Genomic DNA, 20,213 nt, shown 5'->3' with positions numbered 1-20,213 from the left:
TATCATTCAGCTATCAAATAAATATTATCTTTATCAAAACAGATTTCTGTCGTCTTATTATAGATTCGAATCATATCATCCATCTTTTTCATAAAAATCCCAGTGTTAGGATCACTTACATCAGAAAAAGATTGAATTGCTTCTTTGCTGATATCATCAGCAGTAATGCATAGCTTTTTCCCTTTTTCTTGCAAGAACTCATCGACCTTGCCATCTTTAACCTTAGGAATATTCCCTACAACTTTACCGACAAAATCTCCAGTCGCCCCAAGTCCCTTAAGTAAATTAACCTCCAATGAACCATTTGAAAGTTTTTCCAAGAAAACAGAGCACTTACTAAACAGCTCTCGATATTTATCTGAATTATCTCTTATTTCAGCAATAGCCCCCGATATATTCTCTTCTTTAAAATTTCCACTTAGCATAATCTCTGTCATGGATGCTAAAGAAAAAGTATATATTGAAAGTCGATAATATTGAAATTTCTTTCTCAAATCATTCAATGCAGTATTCACCTGTCCTTTTGCAAAAATAAACCTCTTTGAATTCAAAATCTCTGAAACCATTTTCTGATAAGAAATCATATTCTTTCTAGCCGTTCTTTGAATGTCACAGACCATCTTATGATTACTATCCATAAAGCGCTCATTGTCCCAATTATGCTTATATTTTGTGATGATTTCATTTAGCGTAACTAAATCTGCTTCGATTCCAGATTCTTTTTCTATTTCAATAAAAGACATTATCTGTTTTGTCATATCAGATATATTTCCAAGTTCTTTTTCGATAGAAAAAAGTGCAACTGACATCATAAGCAAAGCCGGATTAGTTTTCATCACAATGCTATTAGTAGCAGATATCGGATCCGCTTCGACAAGTTGCGCAAATTTTGAGCCTCCTTTAGCAGTCTTAAACGCTCCCCAAAAATTACCATTCTTCGCAATTTTTAAGGTATCTCCAATCTCTGCGTTTGCCAGCTTGTATAGTCCATCAATATTTAGGGTTGTCGTTTGCGTAAAAGTATTAAAAGCTGGAAGCAAAGATGAAACACCTGCTCCAAGCGTTGCTAATTCTGATATAGGCATACTGATGGTTTTTTCCTTTGGAGCACTTTCTTTCCTTACCTCTAAAAGCATATCCTCAGTAACTGTGGTAATCTCATTTTTATTCTCAGATATCTCATTGTCATTAATTGATACAATCTTCGACATAAAGCCTCCTACCAAACAATTCTATAATATTCTCAATATTAAAAATCCTAAGACAAAAGTATCTTGTAAATGCTAATACAAGTTTCCTGATATAATCTTCCCCAGAAAGCCATTTATATTATCTCATTATATTTCAAAAACGTTTATTAAAATACGGTAAAATCCCAGTTATTGTCTTTTATAATGTTAAAATATTAGCTATGAACATAACTCCATAGACTGCTATTCAGATAATGATTATCATTTTTACATCCTAGGAGAATTATTATGAATACACCCGAAAATGTTGTTGGCAATATATATGGCAAGTTAGAAGTACTTGAAGAATTAGACACTCATATCACCCCAAATGGCTCGAAACAACGAATCATACGCGTAAAATGCAGTTGTGGAAACATTTATACTACACGGCTCAGCGATGCAAAAAAGAAACAGCAATGTCGAAACTGTTCCTTTAAAGAAAAAAGAGCAGATATTTCAGGTAAAAGATTCGGCAAACTTGTTGTAGTATCAATGGCTGATGACTATATTTCACCTTCTGGACATAGACTAGCACAATGCGTATGTAAATGTGACTGTGGAAAAGAAACAATCGTTCCAATGAGTTCATTGGTAACCGGAAGCACAAAATCATGCGGATGCCTTCATAATACGAAAGGTTTACTAAAAGACAACAAAGACTTACTAAAGAAATATGATTTTGAAAGAAATAAAAATATCGACTTATCTAAGCTTACTGCAAGAACTTCAAAAAAAGTATGGTGGAAATGTGACAAATGCAAAAACAGTTGGTATGCAACTATCGCAAGCCAAAACGATAAAAAAAAGCATGGCTGTCCATATTGCTCAGGAAGACTTGTAATAGCTGGCAAAACAGATTTTGCTTCTCAACATCCAGACCTCGCCATGGAATATGATATGACCTTAAACAAACTATCGCCCTCTGAGATATCATGCTTTTCAAGCCAAAAAGTATGGTGGAAAGGAAAATGCGGTCATAAATGGATGGCTACTATTGCCAACAGAGTAGGTAATAACAGCGGCTGTCCCCAATGCAAATCATCAAATGTTTCATCTTTTCCTGAGCAAGCAATACTATTTTATTTAAAAAAGATATTTCCTGATACGCGTAGTGCAGATAAAGAAGCAATTGGCAAAGAACTAGATATATATATTCCCTCATTAAATGTAGCTATAGAATATGATGGAGAAGCATGGCATACAGGGAAAAAAGAACAAATAGATTTACTCAAAAATCAATTATGCCATGATAATGGAATATGTTTAATAAGAATTCGCGAAGGCAAGCTAAAAGATTTAGGGGAATGCATAAATTTTCATCGATATGATGCAACAACTGATGAATCCTTAGAAAAAGTGATACTTGAGCTCTTTGACTATTTAAAAATACATACCAAAGTAAACATAACAAAGGACACCGGTGCTATATTAAAGCAATTTACCGCCGCAAAAGTAGCTAATAGTCTTGCATTATGCCACCCTGATATTGCCGCTGAATGGAACTATGAAAAAAATGGTTCCCTTACCCCCAATCAAGTTGCACGCGCATCAAGACGAATTGTATGGTGGAAAGGGAAATGTGGACATGAATGGGATATGTCTGTAAGCGATAGAACATTAACATTTACTAGAGCCAACGGAAAAACAAAGAAGCCTTATGGATGCCCCTATTGTAGTGGAAAAAGAGTATTAAAAGGCTTTAATGATTTAGAATCTTTATACCCAAATCTTGCTAAAGATTGGCACACTACACTAAATGGTGATTTAAAGCCATCAGAAATACAAGCTCACAGCAACAGAAAAATATGGTGGAAGGGATTATGCGGACACGAATGGACAGCATCAATCAACAAAAGAATACAGAACAACCAGTGTCCAATATGCTATAAACAAAAAAGAAGTCCAGCTGTATTTTGCATTGAAATGAACAAAACGTTTCAAAACGCTCAAGAAGCTGCGACTTATTTGGGAAAGAGCCATTCTTCTCTCATTTACAAATGCTGCCGAGGAGATTCAAACACAGCTTATGGCTATCACTGGAAATATTTGTAAATACTCTCCATGAAAACGGCTTTTTATTCTTCGTGTACGCTTTTAGTATTATTATAAAGGCGCACACGATATCATTATTTTTCTCAAAGAAACCTATCCAGTTGTACTCCCACCCATTTTTAATGTATTCTTATCAATAGGAGGAATGCATATGCCAACACCACTATTTCCGTTCAGCAACGATTACTTTGAAGAAGTTTCCGAACAAGAGCTACAAAAGCATTTCGAAGCGAAAAAAGATCTTGCCGGAATCATGATGGAATACTTTGGTCAAAATGAGAATGAAAAAATAGTTGCTCCTGACACTGCAGGAGTTGACTACTACTTCTTAGAAGACTTCCTTACCGCAAATATGGAGATAGATTTTGCCCTGATCGAGCAGGATTTTTTAAAAAATTGCAAAGACAGGTTGCATGAGTTTAATGAAGTATGTACATTTAGCTCTCTTTCTTTCAGAACCAGAAAGCCATCATATTCAACCCACAAAAAGATTGTTGCACTGATATACAGCGGAGCAAAGCTTGGTGATTCCTACTGTGTCGAACTTATCAAATACCTTTATAAGACTTACCATAAACCGGAATACAGCAAGCTGAAAAAATTCCGCAAAATATCCACTGCTGAGATTTTCGGACTTTCAGAAGACGAAAGAGGCGGATGTGACTATTCTGCAATGGGAAGAATCTTGGGTATGTGCCCATTCATGTACATTGAATATAACAATGACTGCTCTATTCTCTTTAAACTACTGTTAAAACGCAGAGATGACTGGATTCGTTACGACGAAGAACTCTGTGAATATCAGACTGTAGATTCAGACCTCTATGCAGAATGCAAAACCCAGATTGACGTATGGTTTGATGAAGAAGAAAAAGCCGGTGCTCCCTATGATAGAGTCCATGAAGCATTCTACGACATAAATGATTTCACTTCCACATGTCTGAGAGGCCGCGGCTTTAGTGAAGATTACCTTTATCACTGTATCGATCTCGTTTTTGAATTAAAGCATCAGATGACTCGCACTCTTGCACTTTTAAAAACCGAATATCCGAATAAAGAGTTCACGTTCGAACAGGTCCAAAAGCTCACCAATATCCATAATCTTGTCGAAGGGCTTGCAGACGTATCCGACAGCTATGAAACTGAGATCAGTTATCTTTTGGGCGAAGAAGTAGATCCGCTCGATTATGAATACGCCCAGTTTAACCCGGATGACATCACATCCAAAAACACTTCAAAGAAAGAAGTCAAAAAAGCCATGACGACTGTTGCTCCCGTAAGCAATGGAGCAATCGGTGAAGAAGATTATATAAATGAGATTGCCGAGCTTCGAACAAAGCTCCATGAAAAAGAGCAAGAGAACATGTATCTCCGTGATCAATATAGATCAGCAAAACGCTCTTCTGACGAGGCAAACAGCCTTCTAAAAAAATATGAAGAAGAAAGAGATGAACTCATATCACTGCGCGAGTTCGCATATAATCTGGAACACGAGGAAGATGCCCCCGTAGAGGAAGACACTCTTTCAGAAATGAAAAAACTAATCGCAGAGAAAAAAATTGTCATAATCGGTGGTCACATTAATTGGCAGAACAAGTTAAAAGAGCTGTTTCCCAACTGGAAGTTCATTTCTGTAAATGCCTACAAAACTGTTGACGGCGCTATGCTTGAGAACAAAGACAAAGTATATTTCTACACCGATTACATAAGCCACGTCAGCTACTACAAATTCATTGCCGCCGTCAGGGAACGGAAAATTCCTTTCGGATATATCGGTACCTACAATATCGACAAAGCTGTAAGACAGATTTATCAAGACTTGATAAAGTGAAAGTTTACACTTAAAATTGACCCGGATGGGTCAGTTTTAAGTATAAACATTTTAACCTAAGCTATAACAGTTCTGATAAGTTCCCTGCACAAAGATAGCGGAAAATCAGGAAACATCTCATCAAATTCTTCTTCCTCTGATGCGTTATTTCTTCATTATTTACGGTAATAACTTGAGTATCCATGCTAACCTCCGTAACTTGAAATCACAATACAGTATTCTCAAAGAGTTCTCTACTTCCCAAAGCTTTTGAAAACTCATTAAAACTAACAGTTTCATATTATATTAAAGTGTTTCCATCTTTCTCTGAAGCATGGCTATTGCCGATACGTAATTCATTGCCACACCTTTAGGATAGATGTTCATAAGCTCATTCACCAGGTATTCCATATCTTCAATTGTTATATTAAGGATCTTCTTTGCCGCATCGATCATTATTACTCTTGCCTCATCCGGCTCCATTCCCAAAGGACGAGACAATTCAGGAATTTCAAAATCAATGCAATCTACTGATATTGCAAAAGATGATCTACATCTATCAAGGATGTCCTGCGCAATCTCTTTTTCTCCACTTCGAAGCGCAGCCTCAAGGAACAATCCTCCCATATTAAAAGAATCACCGAAATCCACCTGTACTACTCTTCCCATGCTCTTATACAACTGCACGATATCAGAATTATTCAGCATGATTGCAAACGCAAACTGCGCAAGAATGTCTCTTTTCTCACGGTCTGTCAGTTCCTTTGAGTATTTCACGAACTCAAGGCCATCCAAATAATCAATAGCAACAGCGTAGGGACAGCGGAATTTCTTATTAGGTGTCAGCAGATGCGCTTTTGCAACCGGAATTCCCATCTTTCTTGCAACAAAGCTCGCCACAAATTCATTGCCTGCATCCGTCACTTCTGTATGTTTGATGATATATCTATTCCCATTTGGAGATGTTCCGAGTAGCAATTCTCCGGAAAATCCTTCTGTGAATCCGTCTACTGTCTTACTCCTTGGGTCTATGAACTTTTTGTATTTCAGTTTGGTTGAATCTATCAATAGCCTACAATTCCTCTTTCTGCAGGAACACTACATTGCACTCATTATACAGAAGTAGCTTCGGCTGCAAAATATTCTACAAGCTCTGCGAACTCTTTCTCCATTCCTCTGAATTGATGATCTGCGCCCGGAACAATATATAATTGGCATAGAGGCGCATCTATAAGCTTGATAAGCTCTGCGTATTTATAGGAAGGATCCTTATCGCCATACACGAACATCACTCTCTTATCTTTAGCTTTTTCAATGCCGCTCTTTGTTTTATGCCAGTTGATCATAAGCGGACCGTTTATCAAAAGCATCTTTTCAATCATACTTATATCACACGCTTGTTGCGCGCCTATCAGAGCACCATTGGAGATACCTGTAAAATATATTTTTTCCACATTCGGGCAAACCGCCAAAAGAGTTTGAATATCGCTCGTTAAATTGCATGTAGAATCAATCAGATTAGCAGAAACGCATATCGTATATCCATACTTCAAATGAATATCCTGAGCCAATTTTAGATATTTACCGTTATATCCATATATAGTTCCGCCTCGACCTGTTTTTATAAAAAGACATGTATCTGTCCCCGGAATTATTCCAAAAAGTTCATCAAGTTCTCGAGGATACCTATTCAATCCTACACTCCATTTTTCTTCATCAGTTCTATAAAATCTTTTTTCGACTTCTAACAGATAGATCAATTTAAAGTATAAATCAATAACTATCCAACTATCAGTGTATTATTCGTTAATACGTGTATAACCTTCAGAATCACTAATCCATAATCTACAAAGAAAGCCTTTTGTTCTTCAGAATATGATTTTCGTTCAGCAATTGCTTCATTAGTAGAATGCCTAAAGCATTGCATTTTCTTTCTGTACGATGTAATCTTTTCATCCGAAACATAATCAAAACATACTGATGCGTAATTCAGATTTATAAATTTTCCATTCTTCTTAAGCATGTATTCTATGAGATTGGCTATTTCTGCTAATTTTTCATCCGTACTCATATTGTTAAATGATGCATTTCTATTTGAAATTTCTATAAATTTTTGTTCGATTGAATCACCTATATCTATATGAGTATTCTTTATTTCAAATGTTAGTCCCGCAACAAACGCTCTACGAGTCGCATATCTAACTGTTCCATTATCATCCTCGCCATTAGCAATGATTCTATTTCTAATATCGCTATATGTGAAATCTGATGGATTCCTAGGCGGACGTGCTAACAGCCGTGGAAATTCCTTAATCTCATATCCCATAGAAAATAAATAAAACGTCAACAGGTAAAACCAACATGTTTTTTCTTTATTAAAATTGACATCTGGCTGACATAATTCTTTAAATTTTACTATTGCCTCTTCTACATCAAAAACCTCAAATTCATAGTCCTTAACTTCTTTTTCTCCATCAAAAACGTTGTAAACTTTATTAACATTCTTTATTGAGTCAAAAAAAATGTAATGATAAGCATCCGGTTTGATATTTTGAAAATAAAATTCTTTAAGATTCATTTCCGCTTTTTCCTTTTTAGTTCTTTATTCCATCATTCGCTTGTAATTTCCAAGGTCACATCCCCATAAGCTACTTCGCCCTATCTCAATCAAAATACTGCATCTTCTCAATAACCTTCACAGGGCTCTTTACAAGCGAAGCAAAAGTCTGAGCGTCGCTCTTTTTCCCGACAAGTCCGCCGTAATGGACGGGGATGGCGTATTCCGGCCTTATTGTATTTGCAAAATCCGCAGCTCTCTTAGCATCCATAGTAAACGTTCCTCCAATGGGCAAAAGAGCTATATCACACTTCACCTGCCTTGCCTCCTTCGTAGCTCCCGTATCTCCCGCAATGTAAATGCGCTTCCCGTTAACCCTAAGGATATAGCCAACCCACTCGGCACGCTTTGGATGAAACGGCTTTATCGTGTTGTAAGCAGGAACAGTCTCCATCTCAAGACCGTTTATCTCCTTGTAAATGCCGGGCTTGACCGTCACAATATCTTTTATATCAGGCTTAAGCTCTCCAGCGTCATCCTCCATCTTCTCAGGAACAACAAGAATCGTATCCGCTTTGATCACCTTCCTGATATCATCAATCGAAAAATGATCGTAATGCGAATGCGTTATCAAAACATAATCCGCATCATGCGGCTCCTCCTTCATGTGAAAAGGATCCACATAAATCACGCCGAGGTCGCTACGGATTCTTATGCTGTTTTGGGTAAAAACATCTATGTTGTCCGGCATATATCTTACCTTAACAATATTATAAACACGCACAATGCACTCTTCTAAAATTGATACATTATTTATTATATCTACAACTAGCTGAAACTTTTGATCTATTTTCTGTTTCCCATCGTAAGAATCGAATGGTATTCATTTTTAGTAAGTTTGCCACCTAAGTAAAATTCATTAAGTAAACCACTATTAATCCAATACTTGATTATCCTTAGTTGGTTATTTGAAATTTCTCTGTTCTTTGCATTCTTAACAATCATTTTTATATCTGCAAAGTATTTTTTTTCTTCATCAGATAAAACATTATCTAAGGCATATTTTACAAGGTCTCTATATTGTCTACTTTCAAAAATGATTGTATTATTTTCGAAGGCATAATCACGCAATGCTTCTAATAATTTAAGAATCATAATAAGTTTATTATAGATTTCCTCATTAACATCTTTATTCTCCTCTGTTCCATGAACTAGCGCATTCCTATATTGTCTAATATCATCTAAGATTATACATGTTGCGTTATTTAATAACCTCATCTCTTTTAGAGTAGTACAACTATTTAAAAAGCCTTTAGGATGACGAGGTATAGTTGCCCCCACCATATAATCTCCCTTTTTATCATAAATATTAACAAGATCATAGAGTACTTTTTCTAATTTATTAAATTTGGTAATATACTCATCAAATGTAATAATTTGGGCTGTCTTCTTTTGATAGCGCTTATCCATACTATTTTTTATGCTATCGCTTTGTTTAGAAATTGCCTTTGGCGAAAGGAATAGAGTGAATTTTATTAAAATAATAAAAAATAATAATAGAATTACTAATGCTTCACCAGAAATAATATCAAACAACCAAGAAGGTTTTTTATCATAAAGACTAATTGAGAACAAACATAACACAATGTCTATCAAACCATATGTAATTATTCTTATGAGCCATATAAATTGATCACGCGCTACACTTTTTTGAAGTTCTTTGATTCCATCATCATCAATATCATCTATTGAATTATTCCTTGAATCTAACAATGTATAGCCCGCTATAGATACACCAATAAAAGTCCCAACAACTTGTGCAACAACTGAAAAAATATACAAAACTTGGTTCTCTACAAGCAGAATTAGATGTTTTTTTAATATCAACGCATTACAAATAATTATAAGAGAAGTTATGAGAAAATAAACGCATATCTTCAATGAGTCAATGCAATGCTGCTCTTGTTTTTCTATCCTTTTAATAAAGTCAAACATAGGTATCTCCCGATGCAAGTTACTGTTTATAGCCAAATGATGCAATTTTAATTCTCAAATAATTCTAGACTCTTCAATCATTTTCATCTCACGTTTACTAAATAAATGATTTGAATAAACCTTATTAAATGCCGCACTAGAAATACAGCCATTTATATAGTCACGTAAATCAGCATCTATTAAAAAAAGACGATTATGGTCTACTCCTTCCTGCTTTTTTCCGCCAATCAAAACGAGACAGATCTGTGCTGATATTGGAAAAATAACTTCTTCATAGCTCTCACATGGAATTTCATCTGTATAAATATAGACAGTTTTATCCGATGTCAGTAGTTTTCCTTCAATATCTACACCTAAAATTATTTTCATCGGAAACATAGGGCCAATAATCGAATTAAAAACCATTGTTTCTTTTGATTTTTCATCGACTTTGCCAAATAGCGGAATGCAATATCTCCTAACAAAATTTCGAGCGTCATTATCTGACACATTATCACCACAAAGCCTTTTCACCTCCTGCTGTGCCGTTTCAAGCAGTTCAGGTAGTCTTATTACTTGTAATGATATATATGAAAGCCAAAAAACTATCTCTTCTTTGTCAAGGAAGTGCTTGATGGAATAGTTTTCTTCATTAAAAGCTTTCTTTTCTAATTTATATCTGTAATCCGAAAACATGTCTTCTAAACACTTAAAACCTTTCTCAATCCAATTAGGATTAAGAAATTTCCCATCATCATCTTTCATTTCATAAAAATATTTTTTTTGACATATATCATCAATAGGCACAGCTTTTTTAAGCTGTTTTTCACTCCGTATTGCATAAGCATATATTGTATATGCAGAACTTTTCAGTTTGCTTTTTCTTAATGGCTTATATTCAGGTGAAAAACCTCGTAAATAAACCTGTGGAATATAGTGCTGATTCTTAGTAAAATTCTCTTGTTTCATTCAATCACCAATCAAATAGGTATACACCTGTCATAACAAGGTATTACCATCGATTATATTCGTCATTAAAACCACCCATAATCATCAATGAAATCTCGAAAAGTCTTTTGCAATATACTTTTCAAATTGTTTTTTACAATACTCTTTTTTTATCCCTGTCTGCTTATCTTTTCTATTACCATTAAACCAGATGACATGCTTACCTTTATTTTTCCCATTTTTATTCGTAAAACATTCTTCCAAAAATTCTTCCGATGATAATATCCACATTTTTTCCATTCTTTCCGAATAAAAAACAAAGTAGAAATTATCAGTCAACTCATGCGTTATTGCAGAAAATAAAGCCGCATCCCCATCTGTCACCTCATTAGATCTTGCCTTGATTTGCACTTCTATAAAAGTGCCATCTTCCTTTTTTATTACGCAATCTACTCCATGATCATCTACTAAAGGCAAATAAACATCAAGTCCTTCCATCAGCATTTTTCCGACGATATTATATTCCACTCTTTTTCCGAATCCAGCTGAATGTCTAAATGAAATCCCCACTCTTTCCCTCCTCTTCTCTATTTATAATAGTATTGATTGCTGCTAACGAGATATTCTTCAATTATGGAACAGGCCTCTGAAAAATTTATCTGAAAAAACTCTCGATCCTCTCTAATTCGATACGGTGCAAGTAATAGATGCACTTCTTTCTCAACTAATCTACTATCTTTTACTTTGTAAACTTTTCGTGCTGAATAGGGATATACTACCCCTGTTGCCGAATTTATCTCATTTACTCTTTTTTGAACATTACGAGTAGTCATTCCAATTTTCAGAATATCCTTTTCTTCTCTTCTCGAAAGAATATATAAATACTCCGATGATGGTTCAGAGTTTATACTATACGAAAGATAATTATTGCAATATATCAAAAAATTATTATTTACCAATCTATCCAATGCTTTTTTCCCGCTAAAATCATCTTTATCATTTATCGCTCTTCTCAAAACAGAAAGAGCAGAAACGATACTCACTAAGTCACGATTACGTGGATAATCCAAATACATATTTACTGTAAACCAATCCCACTGATTTTGTTTGATAACCCTATTAAAAATTCCTTTCACCACGCTAATATCATTAAGTATATTTTTTTGAACCACCTTGCAATCACCACTTACAAAAGCACTAACAGCGCATAATGCCATTCGATTATTTTTTTCAGTCTCAGGTTTAATTGGTGCCATACCAAATCCCCATTTTTGGATATTTCCCATTACCAGTAATACCTTCCACATCATATTGATATTCATTGCATGTTATTACAAATATTATAATCTACCACCATCTCAAAAAAAAGCCGTTCCACGCACTGTAGAACGACTTTTTCTCAATCTTCATTTTCAATTATTTTTGATATAACCGGCTCCATCTGTCTTACAAGATCAACAACCAGCGCATTACCCATCATAAACTTACGCTTATTAACAGGCATCTCAACTTTTTCTCCGTCAACAAGGCATTCCTTTGTCCAATTTGAAGGAAATCCCTGAATCCTTTCCATCTCTATAGGTGTGAGAAGTCTTATCTCTCCTGTTTTCTTATCTCTGACAATATGAGTTGTTCTGCTAAAGGATCCTTCACTTGTAAGCATAGTCCTTGCAGGTTTATCATACTCATCTATCAATGATATCGGGCCTTCTGAGAACACATACTCGTGTCCGTTCGCTGCAGTTCTGCAGATTTTCTTTGCTCCCTTAAGATACTGCCAAGTCTGGCGTTCTTCCTTCGAAAGCTTCTGCTTAGTCTCATCACTGTGCGTGACATCAGGATTTGTATAATACAGCTTTTCTTTAGGAATAAAGAAAGATGCATCAACACTTCCGGTCTCCATTACGTCACCAAGCGTAATCTGCTTGCCCGAATAACAAGGTACAGTTTTAGCTGTATAGATTGTTCCATCAAGCATCATACCTGAATTTTCAAAATTGAAAGTAAAGGAATCAGAAAGCTCTCCGATACCCTTTGGAAGCTTGCCTATCTTTACATACTTTGCATCAAGCGGATCTACCGGAAAACATGTTGCGAAAAATCCCTGTGAAAGGATCACTTTCGCAATACTATGTCTGTGAAGTTCATCACCATGCATCTCAATATAATTTACATCTTCCAAAACCTTCTTTGCATACTTTGTATCATTTCTATATGCAAAGATAAATGTACGTCTTCTTCTCTGCTGATATCCATATTCAGCAGCATTGATGACTCTCCATTCTACTGTATATCCAAGATCTCTAAAGCAAGCCAATATGATTGCAAAATCGCGTCCTCTCTGATTTGCAGGACTCTTTATAAGACGATCGACATTCTCAAGCAGGACAAAAGGTGTATTCTTAGCTTCAAGCATATCTCTTATGTCCCACCAAAGAACACCTTTCTTACCCTCTAATCCCTTAGAAGTAGCAAGCGTTGAAGCTACAGAATAATCCTGACACGGAAAACCTCCGACAAGTAATGTATGATCAGGAACTTTGTTTTTATCAACTGCGTTTATATCTTCATTAGTAGTGTCGTTTCCATCAAGGTCAAGACATACGCCGAATCTGTTGACATAACAGTCATGAGCCCATTGCGTCTTTTTGTCAGCAGGTTCCCACTGGCTAAACCAAACTGTTTTCCACTTTTCAGGTTTCTGCGCATCCTCAACTGCGGATATAGAATTTAATCCACATCTGAATCCACCAACACCTGCAAACAACTCACAAACCGTTTTCTCCATTCCCAACAACTCCAATCAAAAAAATATATCTAAATCGTATCACAGAACAGTTTTTCGATCAACTATTCCATCCACAAAATAATATCACAAAGCCCCAGATTGATCAACTCTTGACATTCATGACGTTGCATTTCTCCCCTATTTTAGCCGTTCATCAATCTGCTCCAAAATATAGGTATTATTCAGCCAAAAGCACTGCTTCGGATATTCTCGTCCATCAGGAAGCTCGTAAGTATCTTTTGCATTCTGAGCATGTGGCCTTACATGACTTACCCTATTCTCTGTAGCTTTAGGAAAATTATTATGATTGATACCGTTTATCTTCTCAACCTTAAGCCCTTCCTTCAGTACCTGAACTGTTCTTTCCCACATCTGCCTTACATCGTTTTCAAGATCTTCATATGGAATATTCCAGAACTGTGCTCCTTTGAGATGAAGTTTATCATTCTCATCAAACTTATATACAACAAACAAAAATCTCGTTTCACGCAGATAGTTCCCGAATGTTGAATCATCCCATTCTTCCTGAACAAGCTCCTTGAACTTAAATGTCGGAAAAGACATGCTCTCTTTTATCTTATTATTAGAGCCTATGCGGATTGTCTTCAGGACAATATTCGCCTTCTCAAATTCTTCTGCCTGATTACTTTTTATCCCAAGAATCCTATATGCTAACATTGCCCCAAGATTTTTTGCTTTCTTTGTAATATCAACATCAAACTTCTCGCAAAGTTCATCAACAGAATATCCCGCATACTCACCAATCTTATTAACAACATAATCTTCAAACGATTCCACAGAATCATCTTTGACTATAGGCTCGTAAGTATCTTTTCCCGGAATAATATAATTATTAAGCACATACGTCATGTATGAATTTTTGAACGTAAATGCTCTAGGCTTTGCAGGAATATCGCTATAGGGCTGCTTACGTCTTACTTCTGATGTCGAAGATTTAGTAGCTGCTCCAAGATACAACGTATCTCCTTCAGAAAGTTCATGAGCTTTTCCTGCCCTTATCTTTTCTACAATTATTTCATAATCATGCTTGATGATCTTAAGATCTTGTTCCGGCGGTGTAAAGAGTTTTGCATATCCGATGCGATAGTCAAGATTAAACTTGACCTCCTGCTTATAGAGATAATATATAAGCAATATTAGCTTTGACTTATTCCAGAAATGGCTTGTTTCAAAATCCTCATTTACAACAGTCATGTAATCTATCATTGTAAGAATCAGGCGTTCCTTAGCTGATAGCGTACCATTCTTATTTTCTTTGTAAGGAGTAACCTTCAGTTCAACACCCGCCTCCGGAAAATCAGCTCTTGCATCACTATTACAAGAATAATGAAAAAAACATTCTTCAATTATCTGTCCGACATTCCCCTTGTTGCGCTTAGTCTCTGCAACATCTGACTTACCGTAGGTGGTTCCGTCTTCTCGAATAGCATTGGAATCATCTTCCATTACTTGTCGGAAAGATCTTCCGATAAGTTTTTGTGCATATGCTTCAATAGATTTTGGTTTTGTCTTGTCATATCCAAGTTCAATTTTTATATCCATGTGCTACTCCTCGATTCTCGAATGATGCACAGCCTTCCTTCGAAACAAAATATCTTTTTTCTGCCAGTTCTTTTAATATCTTTTTAGGAATAAGAACATTAACAGGCTTTTCGGCTTTATGAGTCGAAATTCTTATTCTAATTCCATGTTCCAATGTATCTTCTATGTGTTTATTATCTTCAGAATTTGTTTCTCTTAAAACTCTTGCATAATCTAAAAGTTTTTGTTTGTTATATCCTAATTCATTCATTTTATGAATCAATTTTTCTTTAGAAATAAGCATGGTTTCTACAATAGTAAAATCATCCTTCTCAAGAGCATTTATCTCTTTTCGTACCCAACCTCTTTTTCGATCACATTTTACGTTCGGCCATATTAGCATATAATACTCTGTACGTAGCTTATAATTTACAAACCATCCTTCGACAGGAAGCATCCACCCTCTCTGCAACGAATTAATCTCAAAAGCAAACGTATCAATATCTGCATTACTATAATATAGTGCCGCTTTCTCGTCGATAAGAAACTTTTTTGAATCAACGTCAATGCAAACATCAATTCCCTCTAACTGCTCTTTCGCATCATGCTTTCTCTCATATTTTAATTTACTGTCATCTTTAGTAGGTGTAATCCTACTATATAAATACGAATCCATAAATTCAGCTAATTTGCTCTCTGCTCTCATGTCTTGCTGCCTTAATGATCTAGTCAATTTCTGCCTCCCCTATCGTTGTCTCAAATATAGCTTCTTCTATTACTTTTACGCATTCATCAGTTTTATTTAAAATATCTTTTCCCCAAAAATGTATTACCGTCCATCCAAGGAATAAAAGTTGTGCATCTTTCTCTTTGTCCCTGCTACGATTTCTTTCAATCTTCTTTATCCAATAATCAGGATTCTTTCCCTTCTCGAGCTTTGGTCTAAGAACTTCCCAATCTTTTCCATGAAAAAACTCTCCATCACAAAATATAGCAATGCGATACTTAGTCAGAGCAATATCAGGACATCCTGGTATAGTCTTATAATTCTTCCGATATCGATACCCTTTTTCCCACAGAGCTTTGCGAAGCACGACTTCAATCTTCGTGTCTTTACCGCGAATCTTACTCATATTCCGTGATGTCTTTTCAGTTGTTGTTCCGTGAAAACGTGGTTCTTTTTGATGTAAACTCATAATTTTTCTAAGTTAAATACTATTCAAAATGATTTATTCTGTTATATGTCTTTAGTGAATACATCAGTAATTCATAGAATGATTTATCCAATCGATATTGTACAAATGTTTCATCCCCATGCTTAACTAGACGCAAAAAAATGATAGGATTATGATTAAAATATTTCTGTTGCAAGTATCCATATAAAAAATCCGTAGTTTTCTCAATTACTTGATTTCCATTCCGGGTAAATTCCCTAATAAAACTAATCTCTTCAGCCTGCAATTCATCCATAAAAGTCCAAATATTCTCAACTGCTTCCCTCATCTGTTTTTTCTCATATTCTTTATCTTCAGCATAATCTTTATATACTGAAAGCCAATGCCTTATGTAATATGTAAGAGTTTGAATACACGTAAGTACAAGAAAAACAATACCAGCCCACACAAGCCCATAACCTATTTTCCCAAGTTTGATAAGCAACCAATTATTTTCAGAGCTAAAAGCATAAATCAACGCACCTGAAACAAGAGCTGCAACTGTTGGAGTCAATCTTTTTTCTAGCAACACTTTCAATACCGTTGAAAAATCCTGCACTATATAATCTCCTTTTACTATAACAATTTTATTGATACACGTTTTCCTCAGTTAAGTATTCAAAACTCTTCTTCACCATCTACCTTAACAATTATATACTTAATCTTCAAATCCTTTAAATCAATTTATCGTTCTCTTAAACAAAAAATCAGGGAGCCCTGCATCCCTACAAAGCTCCCCAAACCAATTCCCACTATTTAAACGGAAGTCCATCAAAGCCCTCCGGGACTTCGGCGTACTCTTCGCTGAATCCGGCATCTGAAGATTTTTTGCTCTCAGCAAACTCAATCTGCTCCGCTATGACATCCGTGGTGTAGACACGGTTTCCGTCTTTTTCATAACTGCCGGTCTGAACGCGTCCGATCACTATGAACTTCACGCCTTTTTTGCCAAACTTCTCAAGAAAGTCCGCGCGATTTTTGAATCCGACGATTCCGATGAAATCTGCTCCGGGCTCTTCTCCCTCTTTTTTGTAATCTCTGTTTACCGCAAGAGTACATCTTGCTACCTTCTTGTCGGAGTCGGCATTTCTGATCTCCGCATCTCTTGTAAGTCTTCCAGATAACAGTATTTTATTCATGTATCTATTCCCTCCGTTCTCTAATTTTGTTTCCATAACATCTCAGCTAAAATCCAGTCGTAGCGCCGCTTCTCAAGAATCCCTACGAGGGCTATAAAAGAAGTGGCAAGCAGTGCATTTGTGGGACAAATGCTCTTGCCGCTTGTTGGAGGCGTACCGCCCCAAACCCCTTTAACCGAAAAATTCGGAACGGCGCTAACGCTTAATAACTTCGTTTTTATATCACCGAGAAGGCTTCGACCTCTCGATTTTCTTTTCTGTATCTTTTGCTCCAATCTGCAAAAACATCTCCACGTTTCTCTTAGCTTCCTGAAGATTTTTATTATCATCCCGCTTAATGTAATAGTCTTTGTATAAAGATTTTTTCTCTTGCAAGAGACTTCCGATTTCATTGTTCAGCTCTTTTATTGAAGGAAGCTTTTTCCCATATTCGTTAAAAGCATTTTTTGCCGCTCTGCACTTTGTGATTTCCTCACGATGAGCTTCAAAGAACTTTTTGCTGTAACGAGATTTCTTGTATTCTTCGAAAACAGCTCGCGTCTTATTGAAGTTGATCATGTGTTTACGAAGCTTTCCCGGCCCATCAATTTTTGTTTCAAGAGCTCTTATGCCATCAGTAAGTTTCCTAAAATCTGTAGCCGATACATCTGCCTTTTCCTTGAGCTGCGCATAACTTCTGATTCCCCTATCATTCAAGAAGAGCAAAGTTTTCATCATAGCCTTATTGTTGAATTTTTTACTCCAACGAACGTAACCTGTGCCCTTTCCCTGCTTGATTTTTTCCTGAATATCAACGAGAAGGTCAAAAGAAATATCTTGCTTGGAATCTTTAATCTCAAGACTTCCTTCAATCTTATTTTTAAGAGCTTCCAACGAATACTCTTTTCCCAAAGATTTAAGCCTGACAAAATTTTTCCTTCCATGGCCTCTTAGTGCCAAGTGCTTTCCGCGCTTTATCTCATACCCCGATTTAACAAGTTCGGATAAAAGAGCTTCAAGATTTTTGGGCTTACCTTCAAGAATCTTATCAATGGCATCTCTTATATCCTGCCGATAGCTCTTTTGATAAATTGGTTTCTTTCCCTTGTGCTTGTATGGTTCTATTACAGATAAGCCATGTTCAAGACAGATCATATCGGACAGGCGCCTAAGACCAATCCCGCAAAACCATGAATCTCTGAACTTCTTGTCGCAGTGAAGATTGACAGAGTTATATATAACATGATTGTGGATATGATCCTTATCAACGTGAGTACAACAGATGAATTGATGATTTCCTTTGGTAAACCTCATGGCAGTTTCGAAGCCAATCGCATTTGCTTCTTCAGGCGTAACTTCGCCGGGTTTAAAGGATTGCCTGATCTGGTAAGCAATAATATCGCCCTTATATTCTCTGCCTGTAGTTCTTATGTATTCATTTCTTGAATCCAAGAACTCTTTTTCCACAATATCCACATTGCATGCATAGGCAGTTATGTACTTTCCATCTTCGGTCTTATCTTCATCCTTGGCATAATCTGTTCGAGCAGCCAAGCATTGTCCCACCGACTTTCCTATATTCTTATGCATAGCAATCAGTCTCGTCGCTGCCATTTCCGTTTACCTCATTTCACTCATTGCATGTTGTTAAACTTATCGAGAATTTCTCCCAAAAGGCGGATAAGCTCCTTATGAGATTTCTGCAAGCTTTCGATATCCGCCTTGTAGATACTTCCGGTCTCGTTCGCTCGTCTTGCATATTGATTGAGATTATTACTCTCGATACTTACAAGTCTCCTTAACTCCCTAAAGTCGGACATGTCCACTTCTATCACATGCCCCGTTAGCACAAGTCTTCGTATATAGGCACTGATATTTTTTTCGCCTACACGCCCAATCTTTTCACTGATTATCTCCTGCTCTTCCGGTGTAATTCGCACCTTCAGATTAATCACACGGTTACTCATCATCCCTCACATCCTCTGCTTCAATCCTGTTAAGATAATCATTCTCATCATCCATGTAGTCCACATCGGGATCTGGTTCATCCTTTGGCTGCTGTCTCTTTTTCTTAAGAGCAAAATATGCAAATATCATTCCGATCGCAGTAATGGGAAGAACGATAAGAAGCAGAGTATAGTCTTTCTTCGCAGGCTCAGGAGCAGGTGTCGGCTCTGGTTCTGGAATAGGCGCGGGAGTCGGTTCAGGCTCAGGCTCTTTATTCTCTTCCTTCACAAGTTCCATATACTCTTTTACTTCCTCATCATCCATCAGAGTAAGAAGGTCTCTTTCATCAACCATATTCAAGAAATGAACATTCTCGTTACCCTCATCATCTCTGTCGATTATGATGTAGAAATAATTTCCGCTCTTGGTAACGACCGTTATGAACTGCTTGCCGCCGCACTCCAAACTTCCGTAATCATCAACAAGCTCCATATTTCCGTCGGGTGTAAGCGGCCCATATTCTTCAGGTAGCTCATCCGTTTCTTTTCCCTCACAATCATGGAAATCATTTCCGCATACCTTGCATTCTTTGTTGATGCAATCCTCGGTACATTTTGTTTCACAAGTACACTCCGGTGCATTCGCAGATACATTTACCGGAGTCATTCCAATAAAAAGAGCTGCAGCACCCGCCACAGCTTTCATACCAAACTTATTAAGCTTAAGATTCCTCATAACCCGTTTCCTCACTTTCATCATAGTCTTTACCCAAGTCCGCATCGTTTACATTTGCAGTACCCTCTACAGGATTTCCCGACAAAAGAGCTTCCAACCTTCCGTCAGCCGCTATCTGAAGAAGTTTAGCCAGCTCTTCGGGGCGAAGTTTTCTTTTGGCAACTTCCGATATGATCTGATTATTCTCAGCTTCTTTTAACTTACTCTCACAAACTTTGACTCTCGCCTCCGCCTCAGCTCTCCGCATCTTGGCTCTCTCAAGTTCGTCTCTTAATCTGTCAATTCTCTCAAACATA

The 20,213-nt window shown here is 36.6% G+C and carries 21 protein-coding genes; 2 read left to right on the top strand and 19 right to left on the bottom strand.

Annotated features, from left to right (window positions below):
• Positions 1–2: 2 nt before the first annotated feature.
• A complete protein-coding gene (locus T356_RS0105390; RefSeq protein WP_026513610.1) occupies positions 3–1,211 on the bottom strand; it encodes a hypothetical protein in 1,209 nt (402 codons plus the stop codon).
• 267 nt (positions 1,212–1,478) lie between these two features.
• On the opposite strand from T356_RS0105390, the gene T356_RS18475 reads away from it, so the two are divergent.
• Positions 1,479–3,284, top strand: a complete 1,806-nt coding sequence (locus tag T356_RS18475) for a zinc-ribbon domain-containing protein (RefSeq protein WP_035780470.1) — start codon at positions 1,479–1,481, stop codon at positions 3,282–3,284.
• 151 nt (positions 3,285–3,435) lie between these two features.
• Entirely contained in the window at positions 3,436–5,115 is a 1,680-nt protein-coding gene (locus tag T356_RS0105380; RefSeq protein WP_026513609.1) for a hypothetical protein, read from the top strand.
• A gap of 285 nt (positions 5,116–5,400) precedes the next feature.
• On the opposite strand, the gene T356_RS0105370 is transcribed toward T356_RS0105380, so the two are convergent.
• The 18 genes from T356_RS0105370 to T356_RS18455 all read right to left on the bottom strand — a co-directional run bounded on the left by T356_RS0105370 (position 5,401) and on the right by T356_RS18455 (position 20,212).
• Entirely contained in the window at positions 5,401–6,162 is a 762-nt protein-coding gene (locus tag T356_RS0105370) for a hypothetical protein (RefSeq protein ID WP_026513608.1), read from the bottom strand.
• Positions 6,163–6,206: 44 nt separating this feature from the next.
• Positions 6,207–6,788 (bottom strand): alpha/beta hydrolase, encoded by a 582-nt coding sequence (locus T356_RS18470; protein ID WP_051563167.1) that lies wholly within the window; start codon positions 6,786–6,788, stop codon positions 6,207–6,209.
• 86 nt (positions 6,789–6,874) lie between these two features.
• Positions 6,875–7,672: a hypothetical protein gene (locus T356_RS0105360; protein WP_026513607.1), complete on the bottom strand. Its 798-nt coding sequence runs from the start codon at positions 7,670–7,672 to the stop codon at positions 6,875–6,877.
• Between the two features lie 85 nt (positions 7,673–7,757).
• Positions 7,758–8,435, bottom strand: coding sequence for an MBL fold metallo-hydrolase (locus T356_RS0105355; RefSeq protein WP_242846559.1), 678 nt, complete (start codon positions 8,433–8,435; stop codon positions 7,758–7,760).
• A 62-nt stretch (positions 8,436–8,497) separates the two neighbouring features.
• Complete coding sequence (locus tag T356_RS0105350; RefSeq protein ID WP_026513605.1) at positions 8,498–9,646, bottom strand: hypothetical protein; 1,149 nt, start codon at positions 9,644–9,646, stop codon at positions 8,498–8,500.
• 54 nt (positions 9,647–9,700) lie between these two features.
• Positions 9,701–10,594: a DUF4238 domain-containing protein gene (locus T356_RS0105345; protein ID WP_026513604.1), complete on the bottom strand. Its 894-nt coding sequence runs from the start codon at positions 10,592–10,594 to the stop codon at positions 9,701–9,703.
• Positions 10,595–10,678: 84 nt separating this feature from the next.
• Positions 10,679–11,143: a hypothetical protein gene (locus tag T356_RS0105340; protein WP_026513603.1), complete on the bottom strand. Its 465-nt coding sequence runs from the start codon at positions 11,141–11,143 to the stop codon at positions 10,679–10,681.
• Positions 11,144–11,160: 17 nt separating this feature from the next.
• Entirely contained in the window at positions 11,161–11,859 is a 699-nt protein-coding gene (locus tag T356_RS0105335; protein WP_026513602.1) for a GIY-YIG nuclease family protein, read from the bottom strand.
• Positions 11,860–11,972: 113 nt separating this feature from the next.
• Complete coding sequence (gene dcm, locus T356_RS0105330; RefSeq protein WP_026513601.1) at positions 11,973–13,361, bottom strand: DNA (cytosine-5-)-methyltransferase; 1,389 nt, start codon at positions 13,359–13,361, stop codon at positions 11,973–11,975.
• Positions 13,362–13,499: 138 nt separating this feature from the next.
• On the bottom strand, positions 13,500–14,924 hold the full coding sequence (locus tag T356_RS0105325; protein WP_026513600.1) for a Sau3AI family type II restriction endonuclease: 1,425 nt from the start codon (positions 14,922–14,924) through the stop codon (positions 13,500–13,502).
• Positions 14,908–15,636 (bottom strand): hypothetical protein, encoded by a 729-nt coding sequence (locus T356_RS18465; RefSeq protein WP_155838975.1) that lies wholly within the window; start codon positions 15,634–15,636, stop codon positions 14,908–14,910. The genes T356_RS0105325 and T356_RS18465 overlap by 17 nt, the downstream gene beginning before the upstream one ends.
• Positions 15,629–16,099, bottom strand: a complete 471-nt coding sequence (locus tag T356_RS0105315) for a very short patch repair endonuclease (protein WP_026513599.1) — start codon at positions 16,097–16,099, stop codon at positions 15,629–15,631. The genes T356_RS18465 and T356_RS0105315 overlap by 8 nt, the downstream gene beginning before the upstream one ends.
• Positions 16,100–16,118: 19 nt before the next feature.
• Positions 16,119–16,676, bottom strand: a complete 558-nt coding sequence (locus T356_RS0105310; RefSeq protein WP_026513598.1) for a hypothetical protein — start codon at positions 16,674–16,676, stop codon at positions 16,119–16,121.
• Positions 16,677–16,869: 193 nt separating this feature from the next.
• Complete coding sequence (locus tag T356_RS0105305) at positions 16,870–17,256, bottom strand: single-stranded DNA-binding protein (RefSeq protein WP_026513597.1); 387 nt, start codon at positions 17,254–17,256, stop codon at positions 16,870–16,872.
• A 222-nt stretch (positions 17,257–17,478) separates the two neighbouring features.
• Positions 17,479–18,849 (bottom strand): relaxase/mobilization nuclease domain-containing protein, encoded by a 1,371-nt coding sequence (locus tag T356_RS0105300; protein ID WP_026513596.1) that lies wholly within the window; start codon positions 18,847–18,849, stop codon positions 17,479–17,481.
• 20 nt (positions 18,850–18,869) lie between these two features.
• Positions 18,870–19,205 (bottom strand): plasmid mobilization protein, encoded by a 336-nt coding sequence (locus T356_RS0105295; protein WP_026513595.1) that lies wholly within the window; start codon positions 19,203–19,205, stop codon positions 18,870–18,872.
• Positions 19,195–19,917 (bottom strand): DUF4366 domain-containing protein, encoded by a 723-nt coding sequence (locus T356_RS18460; protein WP_051563163.1) that lies wholly within the window; start codon positions 19,915–19,917, stop codon positions 19,195–19,197. The genes T356_RS0105295 and T356_RS18460 overlap by 11 nt, the downstream gene beginning before the upstream one ends.
• Positions 19,904–20,212, bottom strand: coding sequence for a DUF4315 family protein (locus T356_RS18455; RefSeq protein WP_197020878.1), 309 nt, complete (start codon positions 20,210–20,212; stop codon positions 19,904–19,906). The genes T356_RS18460 and T356_RS18455 overlap by 14 nt, the downstream gene beginning before the upstream one ends.
• Position 20,213: the final 1 nt, after the last annotated feature.

It is taken from the genome of Butyrivibrio sp. LB2008 (assembly GCF_000621565.1).
In the GTDB taxonomy this organism is placed as follows: Bacteria; Bacillota; Clostridia; order Lachnospirales; family Lachnospiraceae; genus Butyrivibrio.
Note: the sequence above shows the minus strand (reverse complement) of the source record. Positions and strands in the feature narration are given on the sequence as shown.

Coding starts and splice junctions, on each gene's coding strand:
- T356_RS0105335 (WP_026513602.1), bottom strand. CDS start 11,859: ATGGGAAATATCCAAAAATGGGGATTTGGTATGGCACCAATTAAACCT.
- T356_RS0105345 (WP_026513604.1), bottom strand. CDS start 10,594: ATGAAACAAGAGAATTTTACTAAGAATCAGCACTATATTCCACAGGTT.
- T356_RS0105380 (WP_026513609.1), top strand. CDS start 3,436: ATGCCAACACCACTATTTCCGTTCAGCAACGATTACTTTGAAGAAGTT.
- T356_RS0105325 (WP_026513600.1), bottom strand. CDS start 14,924: ATGGATATAAAAATTGAACTTGGATATGACAAGACAAAACCAAAATCT.
- T356_RS18455 (WP_197020878.1), bottom strand. CDS start 20,212: ATGTTTGAGAGAATTGACAGATTAAGAGACGAACTTGAGAGAGCCAAG.
- T356_RS0105305 (WP_026513597.1), bottom strand. CDS start 17,256: ATGAATAAAATACTGTTATCTGGAAGACTTACAAGAGATGCGGAGATC.
- T356_RS18475 (WP_035780470.1), top strand. CDS start 1,479: ATGAATACACCCGAAAATGTTGTTGGCAATATATATGGCAAGTTAGAA.
- T356_RS0105350 (WP_026513605.1), bottom strand. CDS start 9,646: ATGTTTGACTTTATTAAAAGGATAGAAAAACAAGAGCAGCATTGCATT.
- T356_RS0105295 (WP_026513595.1), bottom strand. CDS start 19,205: ATGATGAGTAACCGTGTGATTAATCTGAAGGTGCGAATTACACCGGAA.
- dcm (WP_026513601.1), bottom strand. CDS start 13,361: ATGGAGAAAACGGTTTGTGAGTTGTTTGCAGGTGTTGGTGGATTCAGA.
- T356_RS0105360 (WP_026513607.1), bottom strand. CDS start 7,672: ATGAATCTTAAAGAATTTTATTTTCAAAATATCAAACCGGATGCTTAT.
- T356_RS18460 (WP_051563163.1), bottom strand. CDS start 19,917: ATGAGGAATCTTAAGCTTAATAAGTTTGGTATGAAAGCTGTGGCGGGT.
- T356_RS0105300 (WP_026513596.1), bottom strand. CDS start 18,849: ATGGCAGCGACGAGACTGATTGCTATGCATAAGAATATAGGAAAGTCG.
- T356_RS0105315 (WP_026513599.1), bottom strand. CDS start 16,099: ATGAGTTTACATCAAAAAGAACCACGTTTTCACGGAACAACAACTGAA.
- T356_RS0105390 (WP_026513610.1), bottom strand. CDS start 1,211: ATGTCGAAGATTGTATCAATTAATGACAATGAGATATCTGAGAATAAA.